At 54.3% G+C, this 16,536-nt stretch carries 19 protein-coding genes and 1 pseudogene; 13 read left to right on the top strand and 7 right to left on the bottom strand.

Translation table 11 applies throughout. The features are described from left to right. From ACWIKB_RS22520 to ACWIKB_RS22500, 5 genes are all read left to right on the top strand, one after another. On the top strand, positions 1-954 hold the full coding sequence (locus ACWIKB_RS22520; RefSeq protein ID WP_475269477.1) for an MvdC/MvdD family ATP grasp protein: 954 nt from the start codon (positions 1-3) through the stop codon (positions 952-954). Beyond that, positions 951-1,622: a hypothetical protein gene (locus tag ACWIKB_RS22515; protein ID WP_475269475.1), complete on the top strand. Its 672-nt coding sequence runs from the start codon at positions 951-953 to the stop codon at positions 1,620-1,622. The genes ACWIKB_RS22520 and ACWIKB_RS22515 overlap by 4 nt, the downstream gene beginning before the upstream one ends. A 256-nt stretch (positions 1,623-1,878) precedes the next feature. After that, positions 1,879-3,441 carry an ATP-dependent nuclease gene (locus ACWIKB_RS22510; protein WP_475269474.1) on the top strand — a complete coding sequence of 521 codons (1,563 nt, stop codon included), beginning with the start codon at positions 1,879-1,881 and terminating at the stop codon, positions 3,439-3,441. Next, positions 3,426-4,460, top strand: coding sequence for a DNA helicase UvrD (locus ACWIKB_RS22505; protein ID WP_475269473.1), 1,035 nt, complete (start codon positions 3,426-3,428; stop codon positions 4,458-4,460). Before ACWIKB_RS22510 ends, ACWIKB_RS22505 begins: the two co-directional genes overlap by 16 nt. Positions 4,461-4,597: 137 nt before the next feature. Then, on the top strand, positions 4,598-5,215 hold the full coding sequence (locus ACWIKB_RS22500) for a hypothetical protein (protein WP_475269472.1): 618 nt from the start codon (positions 4,598-4,600) through the stop codon (positions 5,213-5,215). A 298-nt stretch (positions 5,216-5,513) separates the two neighbouring features. Here the strand turns inward: ACWIKB_RS22500 and ACWIKB_RS22495 are convergent, their stop codons facing one another. After that, positions 5,514-6,059: a DUF2867 domain-containing protein gene (locus ACWIKB_RS22495; RefSeq protein WP_475269471.1), complete on the bottom strand. Its 546-nt coding sequence runs from the start codon at positions 6,057-6,059 to the stop codon at positions 5,514-5,516. A 425-nt stretch (positions 6,060-6,484) separates the two neighbouring features. Between ACWIKB_RS22495 and ACWIKB_RS22490 the strand changes: the two genes are divergently transcribed. The 6 genes from ACWIKB_RS22490 (at position 6,485) to ACWIKB_RS22465 (ending at position 10,087) form a co-directional block, all read left to right on the top strand. Beyond that, positions 6,485-6,754 (top strand): hypothetical protein, encoded by a 270-nt coding sequence (locus ACWIKB_RS22490; protein WP_475269470.1) that lies wholly within the window; start codon positions 6,485-6,487, stop codon positions 6,752-6,754. Between the two features lie 181 nt (positions 6,755-6,935). Continuing rightward, complete coding sequence (locus tag ACWIKB_RS22485; protein WP_475269469.1) at positions 6,936-7,394, top strand: hypothetical protein; 459 nt, start codon at positions 6,936-6,938, stop codon at positions 7,392-7,394. Positions 7,395-7,649: 255 nt separating this feature from the next. Further along, positions 7,650-8,450, top strand: a complete 801-nt coding sequence (sseB, locus tag ACWIKB_RS22480; protein WP_475269467.1) for an enhanced serine sensitivity protein SseB — start codon at positions 7,650-7,652, stop codon at positions 8,448-8,450. Next, a complete protein-coding gene (locus ACWIKB_RS22475; protein ID WP_475269466.1) occupies positions 8,447-9,055 on the top strand; it encodes a hypothetical protein in 609 nt (202 codons plus the stop codon). Before sseB ends, ACWIKB_RS22475 begins: the two co-directional genes overlap by 4 nt. Positions 9,056-9,113: 58 nt before the next feature. Then, the gene (locus ACWIKB_RS22470) at positions 9,114-9,413 is read left to right on the top strand and encodes a hypothetical protein (RefSeq protein ID WP_475269465.1); all 300 of its coding nucleotides are present in this window, start codon (positions 9,114-9,116) and stop codon (positions 9,411-9,413) included. A gap of 137 nt (positions 9,414-9,550) precedes the next feature. After that, the gene (locus tag ACWIKB_RS22465; RefSeq protein ID WP_475269464.1) at positions 9,551-10,087 is read left to right on the top strand and encodes a P-loop NTPase family protein; all 537 of its coding nucleotides are present in this window, start codon (positions 9,551-9,553) and stop codon (positions 10,085-10,087) included. A 189-nt stretch (positions 10,088-10,276) separates the two neighbouring features. Here the strand turns inward: ACWIKB_RS22465 and ACWIKB_RS22460 are convergent, their stop codons facing one another. The 4 genes from ACWIKB_RS22460 to ACWIKB_RS22445 all read right to left on the bottom strand — a co-directional run bounded on the left by ACWIKB_RS22460 (position 10,277) and on the right by ACWIKB_RS22445 (position 13,074). After that, positions 10,277-10,693, bottom strand: coding sequence for a nuclear transport factor 2 family protein (locus ACWIKB_RS22460; RefSeq protein ID WP_475269463.1), 417 nt, complete (start codon positions 10,691-10,693; stop codon positions 10,277-10,279). A gap of 63 nt (positions 10,694-10,756) precedes the next feature. Then, positions 10,757-11,377 carry an NADPH-dependent F420 reductase gene (locus ACWIKB_RS22455; RefSeq protein WP_475269462.1) on the bottom strand — a complete coding sequence of 207 codons (621 nt, stop codon included), beginning with the start codon at positions 11,375-11,377 and terminating at the stop codon, positions 10,757-10,759. Between the two features lie 67 nt (positions 11,378-11,444). After that, positions 11,445-12,386: an SDR family oxidoreductase gene (locus tag ACWIKB_RS22450; protein WP_475269461.1), complete on the bottom strand. Its 942-nt coding sequence runs from the start codon at positions 12,384-12,386 to the stop codon at positions 11,445-11,447. Positions 12,387-12,438: 52 nt separating this feature from the next. Further along, entirely contained in the window at positions 12,439-13,074 is a 636-nt protein-coding gene (locus ACWIKB_RS22445; protein ID WP_475269459.1) for an NADPH-dependent F420 reductase, read from the bottom strand. A gap of 160 nt (positions 13,075-13,234) precedes the next feature. Between ACWIKB_RS22445 and ACWIKB_RS22440 the strand changes: the two genes are divergently transcribed. Beyond that, entirely contained in the window at positions 13,235-13,687 is a 453-nt protein-coding gene (locus ACWIKB_RS22440) for a winged helix-turn-helix transcriptional regulator (protein WP_475269458.1), read from the top strand. 157 nt (positions 13,688-13,844) lie between these two features. On the opposite strand, the gene pdxR is transcribed toward ACWIKB_RS22440, so the two are convergent. Continuing rightward, complete coding sequence (pdxR, locus tag ACWIKB_RS22435) at positions 13,845-15,299, bottom strand: MocR-like pyridoxine biosynthesis transcription factor PdxR (RefSeq protein WP_475269457.1); 1,455 nt, start codon at positions 15,297-15,299, stop codon at positions 13,845-13,847. Positions 15,300-15,410: 111 nt separating this feature from the next. Here pdxR and ACWIKB_RS22430 point away from each other — a divergent pair, with 111 nt between their 5' ends. Further along, positions 15,411-16,169, top strand: a complete 759-nt coding sequence (locus ACWIKB_RS22430) for a sulfite exporter TauE/SafE family protein (RefSeq protein WP_475269456.1) — start codon at positions 15,411-15,413, stop codon at positions 16,167-16,169. A 19-nt stretch (positions 16,170-16,188) separates the two neighbouring features. Here the strand turns inward: ACWIKB_RS22430 and ACWIKB_RS22425 are convergent. Beyond that, a pseudogene (locus ACWIKB_RS22425) lies at positions 16,189-16,493 on the bottom strand (GFA family protein); the annotation flags it as partial. Positions 16,494-16,536: the final 43 nt, after the last annotated feature.

Raw genomic sequence — 16,536 nt, 5'->3', positions numbered from 1 at the left:
ATGATTTTGTTGGTAACCAATCGACGGGATATAACGATGGACTATGTGGTCGCCGAACTAAGGCGCCGCGAGATACCGTTTTACAGGCTCAATACCGAACTCTTGCCGCAGTCAATCAGTACCATGTCGGGTCGAGACCGTAAAACATGGTCGATTCGCATCGGCGACCGAGAGGTTCGTGGAGACGAGGTCACTGCAGCCTACTTCCGTCGTCCAGGCGCACCTAACGCTTTGGATTCCGTAAAGGATCTAGCCGAGAAAAGATATGTAGAGTCCGAGTGGGGTAGTTTTCTCAAAAGTTTGTATATGTGTCTTGAAGATGTTTGGTTTAGTAGCCCTACACGGATATTTTTAGCAGAAGACAAACCCCGCCAATTAATGCTCGCTCACAAACTGGGTTTCGATATACCAGAGGTCTGCGTTACTAATGATTGGACGTTGGTGAAGAAGCTGACAGATCAGCACCGATCGATTGGAAAACCTTTGCGAGAAGCCGTTCTTTCTGGCGATAACGAGCGCGTAATGTTTACCCATCGCATCGGTGCGCTAAGTGAGAGCGATGCAAAAGCTGTCGCACTAGCTCCCTTCATTGTTCAGAAGGAAATTCTTAAACGTTACGATGTGCGAGTAACAGTGGTTGGTACCAACGTTTTCGCGACCGCGATTTGGTCGCAGGCCAATGCTGAGACTGAAGTAGATTGGCGTCAGGGCACTCGAACCGATTTGAAACATGAAAGGATTGAGCTCGAGGAATCGATTAACCGCCGCTGTATTGATCTCGTTAAAGCCCTAGGGCTGAGATTTGGTGCGATCGATTTTGTGTGCGACCAAGAGGGCAAGCTTTGGTTTTTGGAGGTCAATCCGAACGGGCAATGGGCATGGATAGAGAACTTGACGGCTTATCCGATTTCCAGAGCCATTGTTGACGAGCTGGAAGAGATCTCCTTCGGATGAACAGGATTCGCGAGTTTGTTTGGCCTATTCTCGAAAAGCAAACTGTCGCGGAGGCCCAAGCCGAAAGCGATTCTGAGAGCAAGCTTCGGGCCTCCATTCAGCAGGATAATTGGAGCCCCGGCGCCGCTGTCGCGCTTGATGAGGCACGTCGTCTTTATGATGCAGAAGCAGAACGGCGCAGAAGCGCGGACACAAAAGCTGGAATTTACTTTGCCGCGATCACTGCGCTTGTGCCAGTTTTGACTTCTCTTATTCCTAGTATCTGGAACGATAAGGCGAGCGCAATATTTTCGGGACTGTCCCTGCTGATATTTGCATTGGCCGTTTGTTACTTGGTCAACGCCGGCCTGTGGGCATTTCATACACTGAAGGTCTCCCGCTTTAATCAAATACATTCGAGTGATTTGGTACGTCTCGCAGGTAGCGCCGAATCTCCGACGGCGCTTATCAAGGAAATCACACTTGCCATCCACTTGAATTATCCGTTGGTGAACGAAAAAGTCACCTGTATAAAAATGACTCATGTGTTTCTATTGCGAGCATTTTTGACTTTTGCATTGCTGATGGTGATTCAGGGTCTTTGGCCTCCGGTGACGTCCGCATTTGATTGGGCTAAAAAGAAATACCTACCCAGCAATCCCGTTCCAATAGTGATGTGCTACTCCTGATCCAGAGCTATTCTGCTAAAGGGGTCCGAGACGACTGAGGCCTCTTCCTTGCCCCAGGTTTTTTGGTCACACCACGATGAGCGACAGAACATGAATGGCTGCTGGTCTCGATCTCTTTTTTCGGCATTGAAAAATGATAAGCGAGATCATCAGGTCGAGTTAGCTTTAGACACCAAATCACCATGGTGCGAACCCTCGGGCTTTAATGACGTGGACGCTTATTAAACCGTTAAAATAACTACATTAAGGGGGCTACATGCGCACCATAAGGAAGGTGGTAATTCAAAATTTTAAGAAATTCCAAAGCCTCACGCTTGATTTTGAATATGCAAAAAATGTGCTGATCGGCAACAACGAAGCAGGGAAAAGTAGTGTGCTTCTGGCTTTGGATTTGGCCCTCGGTGGCAGCCGCAATCGCATTGAAACACTTGGTGTCGATACGTTGCTCAATAAACAGGCCGTTGACGTCTTCCTGGCTGGTGACAAGCGCCTGGATAAGCTGCCAAAGCTGGTCATCGATGTCTTCCTTGAGGAGGGCGACGACGAAAATCTGTACGGCACGAACAATGCGGAGCAGCGTAACACTGATGGACTGCGCATGATCATCGCTCCCATGGATGAATATGGCGAGGCAATTCAAACTGTTCTTAACGATGCGCAACCGAATTTTCCATTCGAATATTATGCAGTCCAATTTTTAACCTTTGCAGCGAGACCCTATGCCGCGTTCAACCGCCCGTTAAAGCATCTCATGTTGGACAGCTCGCGGATTGATGGCGATTACGCCGCCCGCGAGTACACCCGAGCTGTTTACACCTTCAATGCACCGTTGGAAAACCGCTACAAACTTGAGAATCTGTATCGTCAAGGAAAGCAGGCATTCACTGCGCAACATTTGGCAGAGTTGAATGAGGGGCTGCCGGGCTACCAGTTCGACGTGCGTAGCAGTGTGCGGTCGAACTTAGAGACGGATCTGATCATCACCGAGGGCAATATCCCGCTTGAGAACCATGGCAAGGGCAGACAATGCTTCATAAAAACCGAGTTCGCGCTAGGCCGGCATAAGCAAGGTGGCCTAGATGTGATGCTTCTGGAGGAGCCCGAAAATCACCTCAGTCATACGTCGATGAAGGCATTGGTGGGTAAGCTAGCTGAAAACAAAACTACACAGCTCCTCATCGCCACCCACAGTAGCCATATCTGTTCTCGACTGGATCTTCGACATGCGCTTTTGATTGGCCCAGCGGGTAAAGCTGCCTCCCTCAAGGGACTCTCAGAGGAGACTGCAGAGTTCTTCATGAAGGCTCCAGACAACAACGTATTGGAGTTCGTTTTATCGAACAAAGTAATTTTGGTCGAGGGTGACGCAGAGTTCATTTTGGTTGAGGAATTCTACAAACAATGCACCGGTGGGCGTTTGCCACAGGCTGACGACGTCCACGTGATATCTATAGGAGGCACTAGCTTCAAGCGGTATATGGAGCTAGCGAACCTTTTGAGTATCAAGGTTGCCGCTATTCGGGATAACGACAAGAATTATCAGAAAAATTGCATTGATAACTACGTCGATTATGCCTCGGAAAACGCGAAGATCTTTGCGGATTTGGACAATAAGCGCTCCACGTTTGAAATTGGGCTTCATGAGGACAACACAGAGGTCTGCAAGGCGGCATTTGGTCCGGGACGCAAGACGCTCTCGCCCTTGGAATACATGCTCGCGAATAAAGCAGAAGCGGCGTTTGAGTTGCTCAAAGGCAAGCCTGGAGACCTCACCGTTCCAGCCTACATCGCGGAGGCTATCAAGTGGATAAACGAGTAATGTTCGCTGTGGCCGGCTCGGGTAAAACCACCTTGCTTGTAAAGAGCCTGAGCCTTGAAAAACGGGCTCTGATAGTGACCTACACCGAGAATAACTATGCTCACCTTCGGGAGAGCATCATCAATCGGTTTGGTTTTGTGCCCAGGAACATCACGCTTCTCAGCTACTTTACGTTTCTCCATAGTTTCTGCTATCGCCCCCTCATGCAACTCCAATTGGCCACACGAGGGGTGAGTTTTCGTGCCCCGCCTGACTACACCTTGCGGTTGAAGCGGGATAACCCCCGATACTATTTCAACGAGAGAGGAAGCCTTTATCACAACCGCTTGGCCAAGCTGATTGAGATAGCTGAAGCGATACCTGATGTCATAGCCAGAATCGAACGTTTTTACGATGAGTTTTACGTTGACGAGGTTCAAGATCTAGCGGGGCATGACTTTAATCTGCTGATGGGGTTGGCCAAGGCCAAAGTACAAATGCTGTTTGTAGGTGATTTTTTTCAACACACCTTTGATACGAGCAGAGACGGGGCTGTAAACAAGTCACTACATGATGACATAGTGAAATACGAAAAGAGATTTCTCAGCGCGGGCATCAGCGTGGACAAGGAAACGCTAAGCCGGAGTTGGCGGTGCGGAACTACGGTATGCGACTTCATATCCACCCATTTGCAAATAGATATGCGCTCGCAGCATGAAATCGTCACAGACATCATATCTGTCAATACACAAGCGCAAGCGACTGCCCTCCACAGCGATCTGAGCGTCGTAAAACTGTTCTACCAAGAGCACTTAAAATTCGGGTGCTTCTCTAATAACTGGGGCGCAAGCAAAGGCTTGGATCACTACACCGACGTGTGCGTGGTCTTGGGGACTAAGCATTGGAGCTGCTATCAAAAGTCTGGTCTGAATACGCTCCCAGCTCAGACGAGAAACAAATTGTATGTAGCTTTCTCGAGAACACGAGGAAAGCTATACCTTGCACCGGACAAGTTCTTCAAGCCATTTAAATCGGGATAGCTCTCTCGTTGACAAAAACACAAGAGAAATATGGCCGGCCTTGACAGCATCCGCTTTGCGCTCTTGATAATTGGTTCAAGCGAGCATTGTCGTCTGATGCTTAAATGTGTTGTATTTGGTTATAAGGAATCGCCCTAATGTTCGAAAGCTTTTACTCAATGGAGTGGGTCCAAGTATCCACGTCGTTTGCCTTTGTAATTGCGATATTATTCACTCCTCTAATGTATTGGCGTATCAGTCGAGTATTAAAAGGAGATAGGAAGAAACAGTTTGTCGAGGCGGCTTTCGATATTTATGGCGTTGTGCTTTTCCTTCTGATCGCCCCTATTGGTTACCTCGGCCTTTATTTTTTGGGATCTCAGTCTAAATTTATGCTGAATGATCCCATGGCTTGGGTTTGTTTTATAGGCGGCGCAGCTTCAGTTTACGATCTGATTCGCGCAAGACTGGCATTGAAGTCCACTAAAGGGTCGTTTCGCTGCAATGCAAGAACTGGATCTATTTTGCTGTTTGAAAGATTAACCAAGCTTGCGCTCTGTCTCTCTCTAATCCCGCTGCTTTATGGGATGGTAATGATTGGGGTTACGAACCTTATGGCGCCTGACTCCATTAACAACATGTTGTGGTTTTTAACATTCATGATTACGGGGTTGGCTGTTATCTATGCGGTTGCGTCCAAAACACTACTCCTTGTTTCACAAGCCTACGCATCGAACACAGAACTAGCTGCTAAAGAGTATGAGACGGAAAAATAGGCGACCGATAGTCCATGTCCTCGAAAATGGAATGCACTGTCTATTATCGATCCAGTCCACCAGTGGCTGCTTTTGGCCGATTTCTGTCTGTCGCCACCGGCTGCTTTGGGTCGATAACAGCCGCTCGCGAAAGGCAGCCAACGACCCTTTTCCGTCGGTCATGCTTCCCGGAAGCTGTCGATCAACGCCGAGCAAACAGGCCGCAACCTATGCTGCGCAGCGGCAGTCTTCGGTTGCGGTCCGGGTTGAGGGAAGGGTTAGACCTCAGTTGGCCGCGCATGATGATTTGGACTTGGGCTTACGCCTCCGTTCCCGATGGCCAGCCGATCCGTGCCGCACTACGAAGATTGGACTGAACGACTAAGCGATGAAACGGGGCAATGAGAAAAATATAGAGACGACCTAATCGATTGTGGCAATGAACAACGGTCGACAGAATCAAGTGACGTTTAGCTCCCGGCGACGACTGACCGGAACACAGAACAGAGAGCCTGAAGTCCAGGTGCTTGTCGTCTTCTCCAAGAACAACTTCAGTTGGACTTGTACTGTAGATCTTAAAGATGCCGAGTCGGCCCGCCCCGCTCTCCGCATCCAGTGATGCGAGATGCTTAGCTGTCTTGAGGCCGAAACCGGCTACGAGCGCGTCTCGAACCGTCAGGAGGTTGCTGACCCAAGGCGCTTGGTGAGCGAAGATGAACCTCGCCAACAATTCGGGATTGGTTGACGCTCCGGTGGGAAGCTCGATCGAGTAAGCGTCGGCGAGATTCATCGATGCGTAGGCTTTAGCAATAGCCGACTCCGGAGGAAGCGACACGGATGTTGTGTGATGGTATTCGGTTGACATGTATACGGCCTATAGTTCGTTTCTGAGGTCTAAAATTTCAATCACATGATCTGGCATCTCCTGCGGGAACATTTGCCCAGCACTGTAATTGGCATCTTCTTGGCTATCCGCCCGAATCGCCCTTGTACCTTCGGACCATGACTCGCTATCGAGCGACGACTTGAGGCGATATCTGTACTTCACGAAAAAGAACTTCAGTGCTGTCATTTTTTGGCCCCAGATGAGGGTTCGAGTACGAATCACAGGAAGCGTAGCATTGAATACACCCTGGCTTAGTAGACGCAACCGAACGCCCCACTGATCTCCGACTCTCGTTGGTACTCGCCGGCTGCTTCCGGCCAGAAGCGGTCATTCAATTTCGCTATTCATATATCTCCCGAACGTGCGAAATTACTAGTCATTCAATTTCTCTCATAGGCAGGTTCATGACTTCCAACCTGACAGTCTCGAATCTTTTTGGTCCGTGGTGTGGGAATGACCACACAGGACTGATGCAGCGTTGCAAGGAGGCATGGGAGACACCTCTAGCAAATTTGAATGACCTCATGGTCGCAACTTTTTTGAATCAGAACATTGCTGTCATGCACCTGCTTGTTGAGGCAAAGCGTCGCATGAAAGAGCAGGAGCGAGATGGAACCGAGTATTTCGACGGCCAGCTTCTCGAAGCTATAGAGCGCGTGCAATCTGGCCAATAACTCATCCCATAGGGCTATTGCGTTTGACGGCATGGCAGCTTTGGGTCGAAAGAGATCTCTCACCATTTGCATCCAGAATCTCGCTACCCCAGATAGCTGCGCGAGATCAGAATCGACCCCACCGTTGCACGCTTGATACGACAACGTCATCCTGTACCCAATCACTCCAGAGGGGATCAGAGTGGATTTTGACCGCCTCCTGAAAAAGCGGCAACTGAACGTGCAAGAGCAAAACGCTCTCACCGCTCACAGACTCATGGGAAACGCCAGGACCTGGCTGGCCACCGGTGTTCCTACTGCCTTAGAAAGCTATGGTAAATCCAAAGATATTAATTGGTCAGAAACCATCGTACTTGAACTTCAAATCGACTTTCCCGGAATGCCACGTCTTTATGGTCTGCTGCTCACTCAGGAGGAGCAATTCATAGCTTTTGAAATTGACACTGATGGTGCTCATCGGCATGTTGAATCAGTGGGTCAATGGGAGAATGTTTCTGCTTACCAGGACTACTCGATTTCCAAGCGAGGCACTGGAAAAAGCTTCGCTGCAATAGCTCTCCAAGTCAAAAGTAAGCTTCTTTCCCATTCGCAGGCGCCAGTTTTCATTCGACGCAGTGGCAAGCAAGCTGACTTTCCCTAGCTATTGAGTACCGCTCTAGATCGAAAACAACCCTTCGCGACAGGCAACAATCGGCCAGAAGCAGCCCTTCGAGGCGAACCGCATTGGGCTCTTCATCCACCACTGATATGGAGGAGCTCTCCTTGGAAAACCGTTCAGGGTGACTTTCCGTATGCTTCAGATTTATTAGCCTGCTGTTCTTCCTGTTTTCACAGTCGCGTGAAAAACTGCGCGCTCTTTGCCGCTCACTTTTTGTCTGTTTTGATGGAACTGCCGATGGACATCATGGATACCAAGCAAGAAAACACCCTCGAAAAATCACTCAGGCTGGCGGCGGATGAACCGGCCCATCGACCTGACTTTTTCAAGACGCTGTTGAATTCCACTATCTACGTCCTTGGCACTGCCGGCACTGGCGAAGGTCAAGTCAACCTCGAGGCTGGTAGCAACATCAGCATCGCGCATTGGCAAAAGCCTGACGGTTCCGCTGTCATCCCGTTTTTTTCTTCGCTGCAAACACTACAAAGATCCATAGATAGCGAAGAGTCCTACGTAGAGATCCCGGCCAGATCGCTGTTTGAAATCACACTGGGCACCCCTCTTTTCCTCAATCCAAAGTCTCCTTACGGGAAAGAGTTTTTCCCGGAGGAAGTGCGCCATCTGCTCTCCGACGAGATCGGCCAAAAGCCGGTGAAGCGCACGGTCGAAAAAGACACCAAAGTGCTGCTCGGACAGCCGTCGCAATATCCGTCGAAGATGGTCAACTCGCTCACACAATTACTCGCCAAACATCGCAACGTAAAGCGTGCATTTCTGGCGTTGATGCATGACGCATCGTCTGATCAAAAGCCTCATCTGATCATTGGTATTGAAGCGGACGGAGATATTGAACTGGTCATGCACGAAGCCGGTAACGTTGCCGGGGATACCACTCCGGATGGCGAACCCGTTGACCTCTATCGCGTTCACGAAGGGGAATCAGGCCTTAGCGATTACTTCCTCAAGCAAACCGCACCCTTCTATGAACGGAAGTCGGCAGGCTGGCTGCGTTCATTGTTTGGTTTTGGCAAAGCGTGACAGAGATCAAGGCAGTGCTAACCGCCGAGCATGCCTGCGAAATCGTGCTTGGCCTGTTTGACGGCGTCATGAGAGATGGCAAACCTGAGCGTTTTGTCATTCAGTCATGTGAGCTTTCCGCCAATGGTGATTACTGGGTTATTCGCAGTAACAGTGAGGATTACGTCGTCCACGGCATGACGGAGTTCTGCTACGTCGGTGTTAACACGCACCTGATCAACGTCATGACGGGCGAGCGTGAGACAGTCGTCAGTTGCATGAGTGTCAATGAGTATCTGCAAGACAAACACGATCTGGAGGCAGTGTCGGACAACCAGTATGTACTGACTCCGGCAATTGACCGAGGCGACAAACCGGCGCTGGTCAATTTGCGTCGAAAACTGCATTGCACCTACCCGCAAACACTTACGTTGCTGACGGGCAAACAACGACCTTGGCTCACAGGTAAACGCAGGTTTCTTGAAGACGCGCAGCGACTGCCTCTCGAACAAGGTATAGCCACCCAAATCGAGTTAGTGCTTGATGCCTGCGAAGCAGTCGCCATCGGCGTCGAAACCTGGCACATCGAAGCGGTGTTGAGGGCTGTGCGCGAGAAGTTGTGCTGAGCCGACGCTAAGGTCATAAAAATGCCCTAACCCACCATCAATAGATACGGCCGACGCCATGCCCCAGCCCACAAATCACCTATTTGCTTATGTAAGGAAAATCAGCGATTTTCGGCCTGACGTTACCGCTATCGTGCTTTTCGGCCTGAAGGCCGAAGACGATGACCTGGTGTATCTGGAGATACGCTTTAAGGACTACGGAAAACTCCAAATTGAAGGCGACCACTTGATGCTTGGATTGGATGAGGCACTGGAAAGCGCCGAGTTCGAGTACGGTATTTTGCCAAATGATTGGCGAGTAATGAGCGAGGCGGAAATCCAGCGAATCCCATTCTTTGTCGGTGGAACATGCGTTTAGTGATTTGACCGCTTTGGGTTGTGGATTCAACCGGTCGACGCAACAAAATTAATTTCTGTGGTGCGGTCTCCCATCAACCTTTAACTGAACATCCCAAACCTGCACAATTGCCGGCTTTTTTGCGACAGGAAGTCTCCATGCAACGGATTGTAATTCTGGGCAATGCCGGTAGCGGCAAATCTACCCTCGCTCGCGCCTTGGGCAAGCGCCTTAGCCTGCCCGTGGTGCACCTGGACACCCTGTTTTGGGAGCCCGACTGGGTCGAACCCGATGCCGAACAGTTTCGCGTACGGGTCAGCGAAGCGATCGCTGCGGATGCCTGGATTTGTGAGGGCAACTATGCCCGGCGCACATTCGACCTCCGCCTGCCCCGTGCCGACCTGATCATTTGGCTCGATACACCGCGGCTCACCTGTTTCACCCGGGTGATCATGCGCAGCGTAATGAACCGCCCTCGCACAGACCTTCCAGCAGGCTGTACGGAGAAGCTCGACCGAGCGTTCCTGACATTCCTGAACTTCGTATGGAATTTCGATCGTGGCTACCGCCCAGGGATCGATGCGGTGCGTCAAGCCATTGGCCCGCAGATTCCTACGGTGCACTTGCGATGCAGACGGCAGATTGGCGCATTTCTAGACAGCTTGCCCGCGACGCCTGAATCCTGCCTTGAATAGATGGACAGCGGGGTTCGCCATCTGAACTCACGCCGAGAGGCGCTCATTACCTATGTGCAAATGAGTAAGCATCATCAATCCTCCGCGTAGTTGGTTTCCGACTATTTGGCGCTTCGGCAAGGCTTTGCCGCTGTTCAAACGTATTCGCTGACTTTGTGAATAGTGTCGTGTGGGATCGATCTCGATGGGTCAGGGCCTGGAGCCCGCGTCCACCTCGCAGGCCCGCGCCAGCGCTTGCGTATCGATATACTCCCGAATACTTGTCAGCTTTCCATTTCGCACGGTAATGGCGAAGACCCAATCGTCCTCCCACGTCCTGTTCGTCGCTTTAATTCTCCCCCTGGCGAAGCCGACGACCAGAACCCGGTCGCCCTGCGCTACGAATTCACGGGGTTCCATGAGTGAGGTTTCCATCGTTTCGGATTGCGTCTTAAACAAATTCGCCAATCCGGCGTGCCCGCGGTGCGTGCCGGCCAGCGGCCATTTCTCGCCGGGAATGATCCACTCGATATCTTCGGCAAACAACGCCAGCAGACCTTGCCTATCGCCGCGGCCGATGGCTGCAAACGCATCCTTCACAATCTGGACATTCTCTTGCACGTTCATCGAAATCTCTCCGTTTCTCTGACGTCTGATCGCGACGCCATGGACCTGAGGGGTGTCGGCGACTCAGCCGATATCGACGCTCAAGGCGATGTCCCAACTGGCGGCACCGTTTTTCGCCAGGCCGATCATCATCAGGCCGAGCGCCTCAAGCGTCTGGGCCATGTGCAGGCCACCGACATCCAACGGACGCAGCCCAAGACTTTCGATGAACGTCGAAACGCGCGCCTTGGCCTCCGGATCGTCGGCGGCGATGAACGCGTCGAGGAGGCCTCCCTTAGCAAGGACGTGGCCAAAGAGGGTGTTGAATGCCTTCACGACATGCGCGCTGGCGGGGGCGATTTTAGCGATCTCCTGCGCACCAGAACTTCCGGCCGGAGAGACGAGGCCCGTGAGGTCCGGGGAGGCCGTGTTGGTGATGTCGATGATCACCTTGCCGTCGAGCGCGTCCCCGTAATCGGCCACCACCGACGCCGCCCCGGTGTACGGCACGGCGAGGATGACGATGTCGCCGGCCGGCGCGGCCCCGTAGGTTCCTGTGATCGCTCCGGCTGCGAGTTTGTCGACCAGCGCCTGCGCCTTGGCGGGGTCGCGGCTGACCACCTCAACGGTGTGTCCGGCTTTGGCGCTACGGCCGGCGATCGCCGCGGCCATGCCTCCTGAACCGATGATGCTGATAGTGCTCATGTGCAGTCTCCTGGTGAAATTGCTGTCCGCCGGGCCAATTGCGACCCGGCGCCCTCCTCAACTCAACTCAGTCGACGGGGAAGTAATGGCCGTTGTCCAGGTCCTCGAGCAGGCCGGGCTGAGCAGGCTTCCAGCCGAGGGTCTGGCGGGTGATGAGGCTGGACGCCGGGAGGTCCAGCGTGACCAGATTCGCGAGGAAGCCAAAGTATCCCGGCAGCATCAGTACGTCCGCTGGAATGCTCACGGCCGGCAAGCCCAGACGGCTGCCAATGGCCTCGGCGATCTCGCGGAACGAAATAGCCTCGTCGGCAACCGCATGCCAATTTTTGCCGGCAGGGCCCTTCTCCAGTGCCAGACGAAACACGACGGCGAGGTCGCGAGCGTGCACGGCCGACCAGTTGTTCTTGCCGTCACCGGGATATCCGATGACGCCCTTCTCCTTCGCGAGTCCGATCAGTATCGGGAGGAAGCCGGCGTTGTCGGTCGTGCTGTGCATGATGGTAGGAATCCGCACGACCGAGGACCGCACGCCTTGCTTGGCGAGACCGAGTACGGTTGTTTCGACGATGTTACGAACTCGCAAGGTGCCCTTGAACTTCTCGCCGCCAGAGAGGGTGGGATCATCCTCGGTTGCTGGACGGCCGAGATGTTCCCAGCCCGGCGAGCCGATGCTCCCAGACGTGACCAGCGGCTTTCCGGTCCCCTTCAGTGCCTCGCCGTATGCGAGCATGATCGCCTGCTCCGCGGCAGCCACCGCGTCGAGGCCTCCGGTGGGAAGCAGGTCTTGCCTGTGCGCGACGTGAATGACACCGTCGGAATCCGCTGCCGCCGCTTTTAGCCCGTCGAGATCATCAAGGTCGCCGCGACGCACCTTGGCGCCAAGCGCAGACACTGCCTCTGCGGACTTGTCCGACCGGGCAAGCGCAGTGACCTCGTGACCGGCTGCAATGAGGTCGGAAATGATATACGGACCGGAATGGCCGGTCCCGCCAGTAACGAAAACGTGCATGTTGATGCTCCTTATAAGTGATGAGATGCGAGAAGAGGTACTACGGGTGCACTCAGCCGAGAAGGCTGACGCCGATTGAAAAGTTGGTGTGCTTGACGGAGTGGGCGGTGAGGCCCAGCGAAAGCAGACAGGCATGCTCCAGCGTTCGCGCCATGAGCAACGGCCCGGTGTCCATCGGGCGCAGTCCGAGTGTCTTGATGAACGCCGAGACGCGAGCCTTCGCCTGCGCATCGTCCCCGGCGATGAACACGTCCAACGAATGACCCTCGATAGAACCGGCAGCCAGGACGTGGGAGAACTGAGTGTTGAACGCCTTGACGACTTCAGCATCGGCCGGGGCAGCTTTGGCGATTTCCTGTGCGCCGAAACTGTCCTCAGGGGTCACAAAGCTTGTGAAGTCGGGGGCGACGGGGTTGGTGATGTCGACAAGAAGCTTGCCTGCCAGCTCTTCGCCGTATTGCTTCACCACGTCGAGAACGGCGGAGTAAGGAACCGCCAGGATGACAATATCCCCGGCAGGGGCTGCGCCGAACGTTCCTGTCGTAACGCCGGCTCCGATCTGCTCGGCCAGCGCCCGCGCCCTGTCGGTGTCACGACTCATCACCTCGACGGTGTGTCCGGCCTTGGCGGCAAGGCCGCCGATCGCTGCGGCCATGCTGCCTGAGCCGATGATGCTGATAGTGCTCATGCGCAGTTCCCTTACAGATATGGGGTTGATCATTCATGGACTGCCGGTGCGATCCGGCGACCGCGATCAACGTACGAACCATGCTGGTCGCTTCACTTGCAAAAAGCAAGTGAACAACAGGAATTTACTTGCACCATGCAAGTGATGTTAAGATCCGGCCATGAAAACAGCATCTAAAGAAGACGTTCGGTCCCATTGCGCAGTGAACTATGGCGTGGAGATCTTCGGCGACCGGTGGTCGCTCTTGATCATTCGCGACATCGTTTTTGTGGGTAAGAAAACGTATGGCCAGTTCCTGAAATCGGAAGAGGGAATCGCGTCTAATGTCCTTGCTTCCCGCCTTGCCTTTCTTGAGGGGCAAGGAATTCTCTCGAAGGCACCCAACCCCGACGACAGGCGCAAGGATTTCTACACGCTGACAGAGAAGGGTCTGGACCTTATCCCCATCGTGCTCAACATCGTCCTATGGAGCGCGAAGCACGATTCGAAGTCTTACGTACGGGACCTCGAGGAGTTCGTTACTCAATTAAGTCGAAACCCCATGCAGGTGAGCGAAGAGTTGAAGACGCTGGTGCGCAATGGCGGATGTATGTTTCCTGAGAACAAGGAATGAGCAAGACGACAAGCGCGCCCTGTCACGTCGCACGAACTATAAAACCTCCACCGGCGTTGCGTCCGCGCTGGGCATGATCAGGTATTTTCCGTTCAGGAAAATAAATCTAGTGTGTAACGCTCAAGCGTGAGAACACCCGCACTGAGTTGCGGGTTTTTTACGTGTCTATCGAGTCGCGGATCACTGCCGCGAGAATCCGAATCCCCTCATCAATCTCCTGCGTCGTCAAACCTGCATAGCCCAAAATCAGGCCCGCAGATCGCTTATCCTCTTGCGATGCGGGATCAGCAAACAGCGGCGAGAGCGGATAAACGCCAACCCCGCGTGCCAGCGCGGTGGCCTGCAATGCAGGCTCGTCCTGAGGTCGAAGTGCAGGCAGCAGCAACACGCCATGCAGCCCCGCCGCCATGCCCACCAAATGTCCGTGCCCCGACAGATACTGCTCAACAGCCTCCAGCAACGCTTTTCGCCGCCGCTCGTTTTCCCGGCGCAAGCGGCGAAGGTGGCGTTCGTAGCTGCCGCTTTCGATCAACGCGGCGAGCACGTTTTGCTCCCAGCCCGGCGCGTGACGATCGGTCAGGCGTTTGGCTTCGCGGAATACTTGAACCAACTCCCGGGGAAGTACCAGATACCCCAGTCGCAGTTGCGGTGACAGCGCCTTCGAGAACGTGCCGACATAGATAACCCGCGCATCGCTGTCCATGGATTGCAACGCGTCGATGGGGCGCTGGCCATAACGAAACTCGCCGCCGTAATCGTCCTCGATGATCCAGGCGCGATGGCGGCTCGCCCAATCCAGAAGCTCAAGACGACGTGCAATCGGCAGCACTCCGCCCATGGGGAACTGGTGCGACGGCGTTACGTAGGCCAGGCGCACGCGCTCATCTTTTGGCAGATCGTTCGTATCCAGACCAGAGGCGTCGACCAGGGTTGGCAACGCCTTCGCACCGGTGGCCTCAAAGCAATATCGAGCCATGCGGTAGCCCGGTTCTTCGAAAACGAAGGCATCGCCTGGGTTAAGCAAAAGCCGCGCGCAGAGGTCGATCCCTTGCTGCGAGCCATGCACGACCAGAATTTGTTCTACCTCACAGGTCAAGCCCCGTGCCCGGCGCAGGTAGGCTTGCAACGCGCGGCATAAGCGCCCTTCCCCTTCGGGCTGACGCTTGACCAGTTCGGTGCGATAAGCACGCTGCCAACCCAGGGCCGGAAAATCCCTCGACGCCACCGAGCCATACCTGAAATCGATGCGCGCCTGTGGTGACGCCATGCTGTACGGCTGGATGGCGGCCACCCGCTGCCCATAGGCGGAAAGCGCGGGCGGCAAATTCTTGGACTTTGCCGAATCCGCTTGCACGGCTGGAGTGCTCATCACGCTCCCGACCCGCGCCGCTTTCCCCGCCGATGTCACTAAAAAACCCTCGGCGGCCAGTTGCTCATAAGCCGCCGTCACCGTGGTTCGCGATATACCGAGTTCGGCCGCCAACGCTCGCGTCGACACCATCTTCGCGCCGGCGGCCAGCGTGCCGTCTTCTATTTGCGCGCGCAGTTTGGCGTAGATCCGGCGTTCCGCTCCGCGAAAGGATTCATTTGACGGCGTGGACAACTGGCCCATGGGGAAACCTCAAAACTGGCACTTTTCATTGTGCAGGTCGTGATTGAAATTATGGGTGCCCGGCAATCGAAAATGAAATCCCCCCAGTCAACCGGAACAGGAGGCAAGCCCTTGGAACTGACCGTCACCACCCTTCTCGTCACCTTCGCCGGGGTATTCCTGACCTGTTTCATGAAGGGCGCTTTCGGCGGCGGCTTTGCGATTATCGGCATCCCACTGCTGTCGCTGGTAATGGACCCGATCACCGCTGGCGGCCTGCTCGCGCCGTTGTTTATTGCCATGGACCTGTTCAGCCTGCGCTATTGGAAGCCGTCCACCTGGTCCAGACCGGATTTGAAGTTGCTGGTGCCTGGCCTGATCGCCGGGATTGGCGTCGGCTATCTGTTGTTTCGGGTGATGGACCACCGGGCGATTTCCATCGTGATGGCGGCGATCACGCTGATTTTTGTCGGCCTCTGGTTCAAGGCCGGGGGCGAAGTCAGGGTACAGCCGCGTTCATCGCCCAAGGCAGTGGCCGCCGGCATCACCTCGGGCATCACCACCATGGTTGCGCATTCGGGTGGGCCACCACTGGCGATCTACCTGCTGCCGTTGGGCTTGAGCAAACAGGTATATGCCGGCACCACCAGCCTGTTCTTCACCGTGGGCAATCTGCTCAAGGCCATGCCCTGGCTGCTGCTGGCCCGACCCACCGGCAACGTCCTGAGCCTGACCGCCCTCTGCCTGCTCGCCATTCCCTGTGGCGTGTGGCTGGGCTGGCGGCTGCACGCCCGGTTGGACCAGCGCCAGATGTACCGCGCCTGCTATGGCTTGCTTGTGGTCACGGCGGTGAAGCTGCTGTGGGATGGTGTCAGTGGCTACATCGGCTGAGAATGACTTCGCCTGTCACCTACTCCTCGAACCGCCCGGAGCCTTCCCGATCACGCTCATATCGCCTCGTAAGCGCAAACGCCGGCAGCCAGGATTCGCGCCGGACGATCCAGCTTTCGTAGGTGGGTTTGAGTTGATCCGGGGTGTCGAGAGAGCCCAGGTTCACCTCGATCTCGTCGTCGGTGCGGGCAAAATCGGATGAGCCGCAACGCGGACAGAAAAACCGCCCGGCGTAGTCGCGTGTTTCGCCCTGAATCGTCACCGCGGCCTGAGGGAAAATTGCGGAGGCGTGGAAAGCGCACCGTGATGCTTGCGGCAGTCGATTGAGGGGCTTTGCGATAGACAGTTATAGCTAAAAGCAGACGCT

Source organism: Pseudomonas sp. 5Vm1k (assembly GCF_056161485.1).
Note: the sequence above shows the minus strand (reverse complement) of the source record. Positions and strands in the feature narration are given on the sequence as shown.